This window comes from Thalassospira lohafexi (genome assembly GCF_002844275.1).
GTDB classification, from domain to species: Bacteria; Pseudomonadota; Alphaproteobacteria; order Rhodospirillales; family Thalassospiraceae; genus Thalassospira; species Thalassospira lohafexi.
This window is the reverse complement of sequence record NZ_NXGX01000001.1, coordinates 565639-580123: the sequence shown is the minus strand read 5'-3', so window position 1 is coordinate 580123 and position 14485 is coordinate 565639. Positions and strand designations below refer to the sequence as shown.

Annotated in this window: 13 protein-coding genes; 11 read left to right on the top strand and 2 right to left on the bottom strand. The window is 57.0% G+C overall.

The annotated features are described in order from the left end of the window. Positions 1-34: 34 nt before the first annotated feature. From COO92_RS02610 to ftsW, 9 genes are read left to right on the top strand one after another with little or no spacing between them, the layout of a single operon-like run. Positions 35-538, top strand: a complete 504-nt coding sequence (locus COO92_RS02610; RefSeq protein ID WP_022732917.1) for a division/cell wall cluster transcriptional repressor MraZ — start codon at positions 35-37, stop codon at positions 536-538. Then, positions 535-1524 carry a 16S rRNA (cytosine(1402)-N(4))-methyltransferase RsmH gene (gene rsmH / locus COO92_RS02605; RefSeq protein ID WP_101299615.1) on the top strand — a complete coding sequence of 330 codons (990 nt, stop codon included), beginning with the start codon at positions 535-537 and terminating at the stop codon, positions 1522-1524. Before COO92_RS02610 ends, rsmH begins: the two co-directional genes overlap by 4 nt. Next, positions 1521-1952: a cell division protein FtsL gene (ftsL, locus tag COO92_RS02600; RefSeq protein WP_101299613.1), complete on the top strand. Its 432-nt coding sequence runs from the start codon at positions 1521-1523 to the stop codon at positions 1950-1952. The genes rsmH and ftsL overlap by 4 nt, the downstream gene beginning before the upstream one ends. Further along, the gene (locus COO92_RS02595) at positions 1949-3667 is read left to right on the top strand and encodes a peptidoglycan D,D-transpeptidase FtsI family protein (RefSeq protein ID WP_101299611.1); all 1719 of its coding nucleotides are present in this window, start codon (positions 1949-1951) and stop codon (positions 3665-3667) included. The genes ftsL and COO92_RS02595 overlap by 4 nt, the downstream gene beginning before the upstream one ends. Continuing rightward, positions 3654-5114, top strand: a complete 1461-nt coding sequence (locus tag COO92_RS02590; RefSeq protein WP_101299609.1) for a UDP-N-acetylmuramoyl-L-alanyl-D-glutamate--2,6-diaminopimelate ligase — start codon at positions 3654-3656, stop codon at positions 5112-5114. The genes COO92_RS02595 and COO92_RS02590 overlap by 14 nt, the downstream gene beginning before the upstream one ends. 60 nt (positions 5115-5174) lie before the next feature. Next, positions 5175-6599 carry a UDP-N-acetylmuramoyl-tripeptide--D-alanyl-D-alanine ligase gene (locus tag COO92_RS02585; protein ID WP_101299607.1) on the top strand — a complete coding sequence of 475 codons (1425 nt, stop codon included), beginning with the start codon at positions 5175-5177 and terminating at the stop codon, positions 6597-6599. A 30-nt stretch (positions 6600-6629) separates the two neighbouring features. Next, positions 6630-7718 carry a phospho-N-acetylmuramoyl-pentapeptide-transferase gene (gene mraY / locus COO92_RS02580; RefSeq protein ID WP_022732911.1) on the top strand — a complete coding sequence of 363 codons (1089 nt, stop codon included), beginning with the start codon at positions 6630-6632 and terminating at the stop codon, positions 7716-7718. A gap of 11 nt (positions 7719-7729) precedes the next feature. Then, entirely contained in the window at positions 7730-9124 is a 1395-nt protein-coding gene (murD, locus tag COO92_RS02575) for a UDP-N-acetylmuramoyl-L-alanine--D-glutamate ligase (protein WP_101299605.1), read from the top strand. After that, positions 9121-10260 carry a putative lipid II flippase FtsW gene (gene ftsW / locus COO92_RS02570; RefSeq protein WP_022732909.1) on the top strand — a complete coding sequence of 380 codons (1140 nt, stop codon included), beginning with the start codon at positions 9121-9123 and terminating at the stop codon, positions 10258-10260. Before murD ends, ftsW begins: the two co-directional genes overlap by 4 nt. 448 nt (positions 10261-10708) lie before the next feature. On the opposite strand, the gene COO92_RS02565 is transcribed toward ftsW, so the two are convergent. Both COO92_RS02565 and COO92_RS02560 read right to left on the bottom strand, forming a co-directional pair. Beyond that, positions 10709-11014, bottom strand: a complete 306-nt coding sequence (locus COO92_RS02565; protein WP_101299603.1) for a helix-turn-helix domain-containing protein — start codon at positions 11012-11014, stop codon at positions 10709-10711. Next, on the bottom strand, positions 10995-11378 hold the full coding sequence (locus COO92_RS02560) for a type II toxin-antitoxin system RelE/ParE family toxin (protein ID WP_101300030.1): 384 nt from the start codon (positions 11376-11378) through the stop codon (positions 10995-10997). Before COO92_RS02560 ends, COO92_RS02565 begins: the two co-directional genes overlap by 20 nt. 491 nt (positions 11379-11869) lie before the next feature. On the opposite strand from COO92_RS02560, the gene murG reads away from it, so the two are divergent. Both murG and murC read left to right on the top strand, forming a co-directional pair. Then, positions 11870-13075: an undecaprenyldiphospho-muramoylpentapeptide beta-N-acetylglucosaminyltransferase gene (gene murG / locus COO92_RS02550; RefSeq protein WP_101299601.1), complete on the top strand. Its 1206-nt coding sequence runs from the start codon at positions 11870-11872 to the stop codon at positions 13073-13075. Continuing rightward, complete coding sequence (murC, locus tag COO92_RS02545; protein ID WP_101299599.1) at positions 13072-14481, top strand: UDP-N-acetylmuramate--L-alanine ligase; 1410 nt, start codon at positions 13072-13074, stop codon at positions 14479-14481. Before murG ends, murC begins: the two co-directional genes overlap by 4 nt. Positions 14482-14485: the final 4 nt, after the last annotated feature.

The following is a 14485-nucleotide window of genomic DNA, read 5'->3' as shown; positions in this document are numbered from 1 at the left end:
TTGATTTGGTTTTTTTGATCAGGGGAATGGCGAAGTGCTGTTCACAGGGACGCACATTCACAAGCTGGACCGGAAGGGACGCGTATCCGTCCCCAAGCGGTTCCGTGCGGCCCTTGAACGTGAAGAATTCGCTGGCATCTACCTGTATCAATCCCACAAGGAAAGCGCCCTTGAAGGCTGCAGCGAAAGCCATATGGAGCGCATCGCAGCATCGCTTGATGAACTCGACATGTTCTCTGACGAGGCCGACGATCTGGCCGATACCATCCTTGGCTCCTCGCACATGCTGCCTTATGACGGCGAAGGCCGCATCATTCTGCCCGCCGAACTCATCGAATATGCCCGCATCGAAGATCAGGTCGCCTTTGTTGGCCGTGGTCGCACCTTCCGTCTGTGGAACCCTGACATCTTTACACCCCTGCAAGATGCCAGCCGGACCCGGACGTTGAACCGCGGCGCGACACTCAAACTCAAACCGATGACTGAACCCTCGAACGGCACCCGCCCGCGTGCCCCGACCGAGGAGGATGCATCATGAGCGATCAGGACATCAGCTTTGCGACAGAAGATCGCCCGCACAAACCGGTTTTGCTCCGCGAGGTGCTCGACGCTCTTGCACCCGGTGACGGCGAAATCATGGTGGATGGTACGTTTGGCGCAGGCGGTTACTCCCGCGCCATTCTTGATTCCGCCCAGTGTGAGCTGTTTGGCATTGACCGCGACCCGACTGCGGTTGCCAACGGCCAGAAAATGGAAGCCGATTACGACGGTCGTTTCCACATGGTCGAAGGCTGCTTTGGCGAGATCGGTAAACTGATCCCGGCTGCTGGCGCACCGCAAGTTGACGGCATCGTTCTTGATATCGGCGTTTCATCGATGCAGATCGATCAGGCGGATCGCGGCTTTTCATTCCGTACCGACGGCCCGCTTGATATGCGCATGTCGATGGCGGGTCCGACGGCGGCTGATTTCATCAACACCGCCGAAGAAGAAGACATCGCCAACGTCATTTACCGTTACGGCGAAGAACGCGCCTCGCGCAAGGTCGCGCGTAAAATCATGGAAATGCGCGCCGAAGAACCTTTTACCACGACCTCACAGCTTGCCCGTGCGGTACGCTCGGTCGTGCGCAAATCCAAGGACGGCATTGATCCGGCCACCCGCACGTTTCAGGCGCTGCGCATTTTTGTAAATGACGAACTTGGCGAACTTGAACGCGCGATGGGTGCGGCCGAAACTTTGCTGAAACCCGGTGGCCGTCTGGTGGTTGTGACCTTCCATTCGCTCGAAGACCGTCAGGTCAAAACATTTATGAAGGAACGTTCGGGCGATCCGAACAAAATGTCGCGCCGTCTTCCGGGCGAACCCGAAGTCGCAACGCCGACCTTCACGACCATCACCCGCAAGGCCGTCACCGGCCAGAAGGACGAAATTCGCGCCAACCCGCGTGCGCGCTCGGCCAAACTGCGTGCAGTTGCCCGCAACGATCAGCCCGCGACGACTGCGCAAGGGGGCAAAGAATGACCCGCGCAGTAACAATTATCGGCTTGCTTCTGACCATCCTGATTGGGGCTGGCACCTATTGGGTCAGTCACGAAGTCGAACGCCTTGAAAAACGCTACGCTGATATTCAGTCCGACATTCTGGCCGAACAGGAAACCATCCATGTGCTTCAGGCCGAATGGAGCTACCTGAACAATCCTGAACGGATCGAACGGTTATCCCAGCAATATCTCAGCCTGGCGCAGATCGATATTCTCCAGATGGCCAGCATCGATGACCTGCCCGAAAATGCCGATCAGCATCTTTATCGTCTGGACAAATTTGGCGAGGCGGTTGCCTTCCTGCCACTCCCGCGGGCCCGACCGGGCGATCTGATGTATGACGAGGCCGCCGACGCCATGATCATTGATGCCCCCTCGGTCGCCGCCACCGCAGGAGGCACGCAATGAGCTTCATGCGTTTCTCATACTGGCTGCGCGGGGATCGTCCGGAACTCGGACCCGATCAACGTGAACGTCTGGCGATTGAAACCGCACGTAACCGCATTTTCATCACCGGCGCGATGTTCATCGTTGGCTTTACCTGGATCACCTATGGTCTGGTCGATGCCTCTGTTTTGCGTCAGGGCAACGAACCTGCTGTGGCCTCGGGAACCGATGCGCGCGAACTTAAAACCGAACGCGCCGACATCGTGGATCGCAACGGCATTCTGCTTGCGACCGATCTTCCGACCAATTCGCTTTATGCCGACGCCCGTGTGGTCAAAGACCCGGTTGAGTCTGCCGACATGCTGCTAACAGCCCTGCCCGATCTGGACCGAGATACGCTGATCCGGCATTTAAGCTCACGCAAGGCTTTCGTCTGGATCCGCCGCAACCTGACCCCCGAACAGCAGTATGAAGTCAACTCGCTGGGCGTTCCCGGTCTGAATTTCCAACGTGAAGAGCGCCGCGTTTATCCGCATGGCCGCCTGTTCTCACACGTGCTTGGCTTTACCGACATTGACAATAACGGCATTGCCGGTGCCGAACGCGAATTCGATAACGAACTGCGCATCAACAACGGCCCGTTGCAATTGTCGGTCGATACTCGGGTGCAATACGCGCTTGAGGAAGAAGTCGAAAGTGCGATGGAAACCTACAGTGCGGTTGGCGCTGCCGGGCTTGTGATGGATGTCTACACCGGCGAAGTCATCGCCATGACCTCCCTTCCCAATTTTGACCCGCACCGCCCCGGTCAGGCGCCTGCGGATGCGCGGTTCAACCGCAGCACGCTGGGCGTTTATGAAATGGGCTCGGTGTTCAAACTGTTTAACACTGCAATCGCGCTTGAAACCGGCTCGGCAAACCTGAACTCGGTTTTTGATGCCACCGAACCACTGCGTGTTGCGCGCTTCTCGATCCGTGATTACCACGCCGAGAACCGCTGGCTGACCGTGCCGGAAATTCTGGTCCACAGCTCGAACATCGGTTCGGCCCGCATGGCGATGGCCTTTGGCGGTGCGACCCAGCAAAAATACCTCAAAAAGCTTGGCATGCTCGACAAGCCAGAAATCGAACTTCCTGAAGTCGGCGGGCCGCTTGTGCCCAATCCATGGCGTGAAATCAACACCATGACCATTGCCTTTGGTCACGGCATTGCCGTCACCCCGCTTCAGGTCGTCAACGGTATTTCCACCATTTCAAACGGTGGTATTCACCGCCCGTCCACCATCCTCAAACAGGACGGTGCCCCGGCTGGTGAACGTGTCTTTTCCCGAGAAACGTCTGACCTGATGCGTCGCTTGATGCGTCTGGTTGTGACCGAAGGATCGGGCAAAAACGCCGAAGTGGCGGGCTACTTCCTTGGCGGGAAGACCGGCACCTCGGAAAAACTGGTGAACGGGCGCTACGTAAAGAACGCCCGCATGTCGACCTTTGTCGCCGCCTTCCCGATGCAGGACCCGAAATATGTGGTTCTGGTGACGCTAGACGAGCCCAAAGGCACAAAAAAAACCTATGGATTTGCCACAGCAGGATGGGTGTCCGCCCCTGCGGTTGGCAAGGTTGTGACACGTATTGCTCCCCTTTTGGGCATTGAACCGGCGAATGCGAAGGCGCCGGAGATCGAGCAAGCGTTGCAGATTGAACTTCGCAAAGGGGAACGCAAACTTGCGTCTTTCTGAACTCATGGCAGGTGATCAAGCGGCACTTAAACATGCCCAAGGACAGGACCCGGATATCACGGGCCTGACAGCAGACTCACGCACCGTAAAGGATGGCTATATGTTTGCCGCCCTGTCTGGTGCCAAGGATGACGGCTCGAAATACATCGCCGATGCGATCAAGCTCGGCGCCGCCGCCATTTTGGCCAAGGACGGAACGCCCCGTCCAAGTGCTCCGACGGTTCCCCTGATCCCGGTTGAAAACCCGCGAAAGCGCTACGCACAGCTTGCTGCGCGCTTTTATGGGCAGCAACCTGCCAACATTGCGGCAATCACCGGCACCAACGGTAAAACATCGACCGCGATCTTTACCGAACAACTCTGGACGATCATGGGCAATATGTCGGGCTCGATCGGCACCCTTGGCATTCGTGCTGCGGGCGCAAAAATCCCCGGCTCGCTGACCACGCCGGATCCGGTTGCCCTGCATCAATCCTTAAATGAAATGTCTGAAATCGGTGTCACCCACGTCGCGATGGAGGCAAGCTCGCACGGGCTTGACCAGCATCGCCTTGACGGGGTGAAGGTCACCGTGGCCGCCTTTACCAACCTGTCGCGCGATCATCTTGATTACCACGGCAGCTTTGACAAATACTTCGCCGCCAAGGCCCGCTTGTTTTCCGACCTTCTGGTCGCCGATGGTACTGCGGTTCTGAACGCCGATGTCGAACAGTTCGCGACCCTGAAAGCCATGTGCGAAAAGCGCGGCCTGACGGTTCTGTCCTACGGCGAAAATGCCGATGACATCAAACTGGTTTCGGCTGTTCCTGACAGCACCGGCACCAAACTGACCCTTCTGGCCAACAAGGGTGAATACAAAATTCATCTGCCGCTGATGGGCAGTTTTCAGGTGATGAACGCGCTCGCCGCCCTTGCGATTGTCATCGCATCGGGTGCCGATATCGACCCGGCGGTTCTCGCCCTTGAAAAGCTTGAAGGTGTGCGTGGCCGCATGGAACTGGTTGGCAAAACCAGCTTTGGCGCACCGGTCTTTGTTGACTACGCCCATACCCCCGATGCGCTTGAAACCGTGATCAAGGCTGTCCGTCCCCATTGCAAGGGACGCATTGTGTGTGTCTTTGGCGCGGGTGGGGATCGTGATACCGGCAAACGCCCCTTGATGGGCAAGGTCGCACAGGATTTCGCCGATATTGCCATCATCACCGATGACAACCCGCGCAGCGAAAATCCCGCCACCATTCGCGCTGCCATCAAAAAGGCATGTGACGGCGGCATTGAAATCGGCGACCGCGCAGATGCGATCAAACGCGGCATCGGCATCCTGCAACGCAATGATGTTTTGATCATCGCGGGCAAGGGCCACGAACGCGGCCAGATCATCGGCGATCAGGTAATGCCGTTTGATGATGCATCGGTTGCGCGCAGCATCCTTGCCGGTGGCAACTGACCATAAATTCCCGTTACGGCACCCTGGTCGTAACGGCCTGATGAGAAAGAAAGTAACCCTATGACCAAGGCTGTTTTATGGACGGCACAAGATGCCCAAACCGCAACCGGTGGCACAACATCCGGCGACTGGACGGTATCGGGCATCTCAATCGACAGCCGCAAGGTCACCAGGGGCGATCTGTTCATCGCCCTTAAGGGCCCGAATTTTGACGGCCACACATTTGCGCAGGCCGCCCTTGATGCTGGTGCGTCCGCCGTCATGGTCGATGATGCCACCGGCATTACCGATCCCGATAAAATCCTTCTGGTCGATGACACCATGGCCGCCCTGAACCGTCTGGGCGACGCCGGGCGCGCACGAAGCAACGCTAAAATCGTCGCCATCACCGGCAGTGTCGGTAAAACAGGCACCAAGGAAGCCCTAAAATATGTGCTCAGCCAGCAGGGCAAAACCCACGCCAGCCCGGCCAGCTTTAACAACCATTGGGGTGTTCCGATCAGCTTGGCGACCCTTCCGGTCGATGCGCAATATGGCGTGCTTGAAATCGGCATGAACCATCCCGGCGAAATCAGCCCGCTGGTCAAGATGGTCAAACCATCGGTTGCCATGATCACCACCGTCGTCGGCGCACATACCGAATATTTCAAGGACGAAGCCGAAATCGCCATGGCCAAGGCCGAAATTTTTGACGGTCTGGACAAAAATGGCGCGGTCATCCTCAACCGTGACAATCTGCATTATTTCGCACTGGCACGCCGGGCCAAGGAACTGGGCCTGACCGACATCAAATCATTTGGCACCGATGCGGTTGCCAATTACCGCCTGTTTGAAGCCAACATCGTCAATGATGGCAGTGCGGTGCGCGCGCGCATTGATGGCCATGAACTGGAATATTTCATTGGCTGCCCCGGCGAACACTGGGTGGTCAATTCACTCGCCGTTCTGGGCTGTGTCGCGGCCATTGGTGCGGATGTCGAACGCGCCGCGCGCGATCTGGCCGATGTCACCCCGCCTGCGGGCCGGGGCGAAACATCCACGGTCAAACTGCCCTCGGGCGATGGCACCTTTACCCTGATTGATGACGCCTATAACGCCAACCCGACCTCGATGATGGCCGGGATCAAGGTTCTTGCCCAAACCAAACCCGCCGAGGGTGGTCGCAAGATCGCGGTTCTGGGCGACATGCGCGAACTGGGCAATGATGCGGTTAAAATGCATGCTGACCTTCATCATCCGCTGACCGCGATGGAAATTAACCGGGTCTATTGTGTCGGTCCCTTGATGGCTGAGCTTGATAAAACCCTGCCAGACGCCATAAATGCCGGACATTTTGAAACTGCGGATGCCGCAATTGCGCCGATTAAGGCCGATCTTAAGTCCGGCGACGTGGTTTTGATCAAAGGATCGCTTGGCATTTACGTTTCGAAAATTGTATCGGCGTTAAAATCGGGCGGCGTGGTCGACAAACCCGCACCCCAATAGAAATTCGTCGCAGAAGGAACGACAAGAGCAATGCTCTATAATCTGCTTTATCCGCTGGCCGATCAGATGCCGGTTTTCAACCTGTTTCGGTACATCACGTTCCGCACAGGCGGCGCGATCATAACATCGCTTATCCTTGCTTTTGTTCTGGGTCCGTCCCTGATCCGCTGGTTGCGGTCCAAACAAAGCGAAGGTCAGCCGATCCGCGAAGACGGCCCGGAAGGTCACCTTCTGACCAAAAAAGGCACGCCCACCATGGGTGGTCTTTTGCTGTTGATTTCAACATCCATCGCCACCCTTTTGTGGGCCGATCTGACCAATGCCTATGTCTGGGCGGTTTTGCTCGTCACCATCGGCTATGGTTTCCTGGGCTTCCTTGATGACTTCCTCAAAGTGTCAAAGAAAAACACCAAGGGATTACCCGGTAAGATAAAGCTGCTCGGTCAGTTTTCCATTGCCGCCCTTGCCGCGTTCTGGATTTCCTACAACACCGCCGATCCGCTTTCGACCGCATTGGCCTTCCCGTTTTTCAAGAACTACCTGCTTGATCTCGGCTGGTTCTTTATCCCGTTTGCCATGTTTGTCATGGTCGGGGCGTCAAACTCCGTCAACCTGACCGATGGGCTCGACGGGCTTGCCATTGTGCCGGTCATGATTGCCGCGGCCAGTTTTGCGCTGATCACCTATTTGATCGGTAACATCCAGTTTGCCGAATATCTTCAGGTCCATTACGTCGCCGGATCAGGGGAACTCACCATCTTCCTTGGCGCGCTGGTTGGCGCTGGCCTTGGCTTCCTGTGGTACAACGCCCCGCCTGCCATGGTGTTTATGGGCGATACCGGCTCGCTTGCCTTGGGCGGCGCGTTGGGTGCTGTGTCGGTTGTCACCAAACACGAACTGGTTCTGGCCATCATTGGCGGTTTGTTTGTGCTTGAAACCCTGTCGGTGATCATTCAGGTCGGATCCTTCAAACTGACCGGAAAGCGCGTGTTTCGCATGGCCCCGCTGCATCACCATTTTGAAAAAAAGGGCTGGCAGGAAGCAACCATCGTCATTCGTTTCTGGATCATCGCCGTGATCCTTGCCCTTGTCGGGCTTGCCACCCTTAAACTTCGCTAAGGAAAACACCCTTGATTGATCTGTCACACTTGCGCGGCAAAACCATCGCGGTTCTGGGGCTCGGCAAATCGGGTCTTGCCAGTGTGAAGGCATTGATCAATGCCGGTGCGATTGTCTGGGCGTGGGATGATAATCCATCGGGCCGCGATCTGATCGAGCCATTGGGCCTTGCCCCGATCAATCTGGTTGAGTGTGACTGGACCGAACCCGACATGCTGATCATAAGTCCCGGCATCCCGTCCACCTTCCCAACCCCCCACGCCGCCGCTGAAAAGGCCCGCCGGGCTGGTGTTCCGATCATTTGCGACGTTGAATTGCTCTGTACCGCCCAACCCGATGTGCCGACCCTGGCGATCACGGGCACCAACGGCAAATCCACCACCACCGCCCTCACCGCCCATATTCTGGCCGGTGCCGGGATCAAAACGCAGGCCGGGGGCAACCTTGGCAACGCCGCCCTTGGTCTTGAACCATCTGGTCCTGATGACTGTCTGGTGCTTGAACTGTCGTCCTATCAGCTTGACCTTCTGGCCGAGGCCGCCTTTGATGCCTGCGCACTTTTAAACATCACACCCGACCATTTGGATCGTCACGGCGGGATGGATGGCTATATCGGCGCAAAACATCAAATCTTTGCGCGCAACAAGGGCCCGAAATGGGCGATCATTTCAATTGATGATGAACCTTGTGCCAAAATGTCGGTCGAACTGGCCCGCGAAGGCGGCCGCCACATCATCGAAATTTCGATCAATCAGCCGGTTGATCACGGCATTTATGTCTCTGATGGCTGGTTGATTGATGATATTTCCGGGGCTAAAACCCGTATTCTCGATCTCACCACCGTCACCCGGATGCCCGGCAAACATAACTGGCAAAACATTGCCTTTGCCTATGCGCTGTGCCGTGCACGCGGTGTCGATGCCACCCGGATCATTGATGGCATCCTGTCATTTCCCGGCCTCGCTCATCGTCAGGAACGTTTGGGCACCATTGACGGCGTTGTCTTTGTCAATGACAGCAAGGCCACCAATGCCGAAGCATCGGCCAAGGCACTCTCGGCCTATCAGAACATCTACTGGATTGTCGGTGGCAAACCAAAAGAAGGCGGCATCGCCGGGCTTGAGGCATTTTACCCCAACATCAAAAAAGCCTATTTGATCGGGGCGGCAACCAACGCGTTTGCCGATACACTGGGCACCGATCTGCCGTGGGAAAAATGCCAAACCCTTGATGTCGCCACCAAGGCGGCGTTTGAAGATGCCCGTCAACATGGCGATGACGCCCCGGTGGTCATGCTGACCCCGGCCTGCGCGTCGTTTGATCAATTCAAAAGTTTCGAAGCCCGCGGCGATGCCTTCCGCGACATTTATGCCCATCTCGCCACCAACGCGCAGGAACGCTCATGAAATCGCTGTTTGGTCATAATACCAATATTGCCTTTTCCCGCGCGGACACCTCCGTTCTGGGCATCTGGTGGTGGACGGTCGATCGCTGGTTTCTTGCCGCCATCATTTTGCTGATGGGCATTGGCGCACTTCTGGTCATGTCGGCAAGCCCGCCGGTGGCCGACCGCATCAATGTCGATAGCTTCCACTTCGTCACCCGCCAGTTTGTCTTTCTCGGTCTTGCTGCCGCCTGCATGTTCTCGATCTCACTGCTGCCGGTGAAATGGGTCCGAAGGCTGGCCTCCATCATGTTCCTTGGCGTCATTTTCCTTTTGATCATCACCCCGTTCATCGGGTCCGAGATCAAGGGGGCTGTACGCTGGATCCACCTTGCAGGCGTCACGATCCAACCGTCCGAGTTCCTAAAACCGGCCTTTGCGGTTGTCGTGGCATGGATGTTCGCCGAAGGTCGGCTTAACCCCAATTTCCCCGGCTACATCGTCAGCAGCCTGATGCTGGCACTTTGCATCTTCCTTCTGATGATCCAGCCTGACTTTGGCCAAACGGTGGTGGTAACCTCCATCTGGTCGGTGCAAATCTTCTTGGCTGGCCTTCCAATCATTCTGGTGTTTTGTCTGGGCTTGGGGGCGGTTGGCCTTGCGGTCAGTGCCTATTTGATCCTGCCGCACGTGCAATCACGTGTGGACCGCTTCCTTGATCCTGCCTCGGGCGACAACTATCAAATCGAACGCTCGATGGAAGCCTTCATGAACGGCGGCATCATGGGCCGTGGACCGGGCGAAGGCTGGGTCAAAAACTCGATCCCCGATGCCCATTCCGACTTTATCTTTGCCGTGGCGGGCGAAGAGTTCGGCTTGCTGTTCTGTGTGCTGGTCGTCGGCGTCTTTGCCTTCATCATCATGCGCGGCCTCTCGCGCCTCATGGGGGAACGCAACCTGTTCGTCGTGCTGGCGGTAACCGGCATTCTGGTCCAGTTCGGCTTGCAGGCGGTCATCAACATGGCCTCGACCTTGCAACTGGTCCCGCCAAAGGGCATGACCCTGCCGTTTGTCTCCTACGGCGGCTCGGCCACCATCGGCATTGCGATTGGCATGGGCTTCGTTCTGGCGCTCACCCGCAAACGTCCGGGCGAATAACGGCTTACAAACCCACAAACCTTGCAAAAGGGGGACTCCCGCCTACGCGGGAGTGACGATATTTTGGTATCGGATTATGTCACCCCTTAGACCGTCATTCCCGCGAAGGCGGGAATCCATCGTGCCGCATACACCGCTCGCCCCATCTCACCTCAGTCCCACACAGCCGAAAAGACATGGAAAAGAAGAACGCGTTCTTTTGTTCTCGAACAGAAAGTCGACGGAGGGATTTCGCGACAGTTGTAGCCATAGACACCCATGCGATCATTCGACACGTTTAAAGTGCGAAACCATACCCAACTGAAAAAAGAAAAAGCCCACCACAAGGATGAGCTTTTTCAATTTCTTTGGACAATGAGGGAAGGCTTACGCCCGCCAACCTCAAAGCCTTAAGACAAACTTATAGGCTTTTTCTGACGCCGCTATCTGTATCTCCGGCTTACACTCATCAGATAATGGCCTGCAAGCCCTTGTCAGCGATGACGTTGAGCAGCTTGAGCGCCGGGCCCGCTGGATGCGTTTCACCCTGTTCCCACTTGCGTACCGTCGAGGCGGTGGTGTGCAGATGATGGGCGAACACTGGCTGACTGAAGTGCAGCGCTTCACGCAGACGCTTGATGTCGTCGGCGCTGAACTTGCGCACCGGCGGCGGGCAGATCGCGTCGAATTCACGCATCGTCACTTTGCTGATCGCGCCAGCATCGTGCAATGCGGCCAGATCACCGCGCAGGGATTCAATGATTTTGCTCGTCACAACACACCTCCAGTAAAACACCCGCCTGCAATGCCTTTACCAACTCCTTGGCTGATAGCTCCAGAAATACTTTTCCAGCATATTGCAGTGCTTTTTTCTCGTCTCGCGTGACGTTCGCCTTGTCGCTTTTCGGGAACCCATGCAGAAATACATAACGGTGGCCAACACGAGCCGACAATAATGTGCGGTAGCCACCGCTCTTACCTCCACCTGGGCGGGCGACCCGTTTTTTGTAGAGGTGGCCGCCCAAGTCGGCATCAATCCGTCCGCTTTCCATTTCCTGGACCGCCTTGCATAGCGCCGCATCTGACAGTTTCTCGCCCGCCTGCCACCGTGCAAAGTCCTTTCGCTTCAAGACGTCCATACTCATTCACCTTCAAAACTATACCCGTAACGGGCATGATTGTCCAGCCCTTGCAAGTGGCAGGTTGCCACACCGGCGTACCGCAACCAACCAACTCTGTGCCAATAAGCGGACGTGCTCAACGGCCAATTCTCCTTACAAACCCAATGCAGGCTTGCGCCGCTCGCCCGCGTTCGTCCGATACTGGAGCATGAAAACTTTGCGATCGGCAGGTGTAATCTTGCACAGGAAGCCGGGAATGACGCCAAAGGCGCGATCTCCTCCACACAAAACACCGTCACTCCCGCGAAGGCGGGAGTCCACCCCACCACAAATGCAGCCTTAAGGGCCATATCAAACCCGCCCCGCCCTCAAACATCCCAACGACACCCCCGTCCCAAAAAAACGACAAATTCCCGCCCTATAAACGCCCCCGCTTGAAGGGATATTAACCTTTATCGGGTTTTGATGGGGGAACCTTGGCGCGTGCCGTCGTTTAACATGTGGACGAGATGACGAAACTCACACAACCTGATATTTCCACCGCCAATGACGCCCCGCTTGCCGGGCAAGTCATCGCTGTGACATCCGGCGGAACGGGCGGTCACATGTTCCCCGCCGTCGCCCTGTCAAAGGCGCTGGTGCGGCGCGGCGCAAAGGTGCTGTTTTTCACCGATGCCCGGGCTGCGCGCTATACCGACGGGGTCGATGGGGTGCAAACCATCATCTTGCCCGCCGGTGGCATTGCCGGTAAGGGCCTTAAAGGCCGCCTGATGGGTGCTGCCCGTCTTGGGCTTGGCACGCTCAAAGCCCGCTCGATGATTAAAAAGGCCAAACCGGCTGTCGTCATCGGCTTTGGCGGATATGCCTCCATCCCCGCCACCATGTCGGCCAAGTGGCTGGGCATTCCGTTTGCCATTCACGAACAAAACGCGGTTCTCGGCCGTGCCAACCGGTTGGTCGCACGGGCGGCCAAACGCATTGCCACGTCATTCCCCACCGTCACCCTGATTGACCCAAATGATCAGAACAAGGTCATCTGGACTGGCAGCCCGGTGCGCGCCGAAGTCGCCGCCCTCGCCAACAGCACCTATGACGTGCCGACCGAAGACGGCCCGATCAAACTTCTGATCACCGGCGGGTCACAGGGGGCGCGCGTTCTTTCCGAAATCCTGCCGACCGCGCTGGTCAACCTGCCCGAAGGCATTCGCACCCGCCTTGTCGTCACCCAGCAGGCCCGCGACGAAGACATCAATGCGGTGCGCAAGACCTATGACGGGTCGGGCATTGATGTCACACTGGCATCCTTTATCGATGACATCCCCGAACGCCTGCGCGATTGCCATCTGGTGATTGCCCGTTCCGGCGCATCAACCGTGGCCGAACTGACCGCCGCCGGGCGTCCCGGTTTGCTGGTGCCACTGCCGCATGCCATTGATGATCATCAACGCTTTAATGCCCAGCAGGTCGAAGACGCCGGTGGTGCATGGCTTATGCCGCAAGACCGTTTTTCCAGTGAAACCGTCACCGACCGGCTGGCAAAGCTGTTACGCAATCCGGCGGCCTTGACCCGTGCGGCAAAGGCCGCCAAAACCGCCGGACGCGCCAATGCTGCCGAACGGCTGGCCGATATGGTGCTTGATATGCTGGGTCTCAACCCGGCAGGCACACCAGATGCAGAAAACATAAGTAAAAAAGACCAAGGAGACACGCAATGAACACCCTGCCGCTCAACATCGGCACCATCCATTTTGTCGGTATTGGCGGCATCGGTATGTCCGGTATTGCCGAAATTCTCCATAACCTTGGCTATTCGGTGCAAGGGTCTGACATCTCTGACAATGCCAATGTTCAGCGCCTGCGCGGTCTTGGCATCACGGTTTTTGTCGGCCACGAAGCTGGCAACATCACCGATGCCAACGTGGTTGTGATTTCAACCGCGGTTAAATCTGACAACCCCGAAGTCATCGCCGCACGTGCTGATATGATCCCGGTTGTCCGCCGTTCTGAAATGCTGGCCGAACTGATGCGCCTTAAGGCCGCGATTGCAGTTGGCGGCACGCACGGCAAAACCACCACCACATCACTTGTTGCCACCATGCTGGATGCAGCGGGACTTGATCCGACCGTGATCAATGGCGGCATCATCAATTCATATGGCACCAATGCCCGCCTTGGCGATGGCGACTGGATGGTGGTTGAGGCCGATGAGTCGGATGGCACCTTTGTGAAGGTCCCCTCGACCATTTCGGTTGTCACCAACATCGACCCCGAACATCTTGATCACTGGAAGGACTTCGACCAACTGCGCGAAGCCTTTAAAAACTTTGTTCAAAACATCCCGTTTTACGGCTTTGCCGTTTTGTGCATCGACCATCCCGAAGTTCAGGCCCTGATTGGCCGGGTCACCGACCGCCGTATTTTCACATTCGGCTTCTCGCCACAGGCCGATGTCCGCGCAACCAATGTGCGCACCAACATCTCCGACAGCGTCTTTGACGTCGTGATCCGCGAACGGGTCGACAGCGAAGAACGCATCATCAAGGATGTCCGCCTGCCGATGGTTGGCGACCATAACGTGTCCAATTCGCTGGCGGCGATCACCGTCGCCCTTGAACTGGGCATCCCCGATGAGAAAATCGTCTCCGCCTTTGACGGATTTACCGGGGTCAAACGCCGCTTTACCAAAACCGGCGAGGTTGATGGTGTCACCATCATTGACGATTACGGTCACCACCCGGTCGAAATCAAGGCGGTGCTCAAAGCCGCCCGTCAGGCGACCCAGAACAATGTCATCGCCGTGGTGCAGCCGCACCGTTATTCACGTCTGCATGACCTGTTCGAAGATTTCTGCACCTGCTTTAACGATGCCGACAACGTCATTGTCGCCGATGTCTATGAAGCCGGTGAAACCCCGATCGAAGGCGCATCGCGCGATGCACTGGTCGAAGGGTTGCGCAACCGGGGTCATCGCCATGTCAGCGCGCTTGAAGGACCGGAAAAACTGGCCGAAGTCATCGCCGCTGCGGCCAAACCGGGCGATCTGGTTGTCTGCCTTGGTGCCGGCTCCATCAGCGCATGGGCCAACGCCCTGCCCGCCCAACTCGAAGCCCTGAAAAACTGAGATT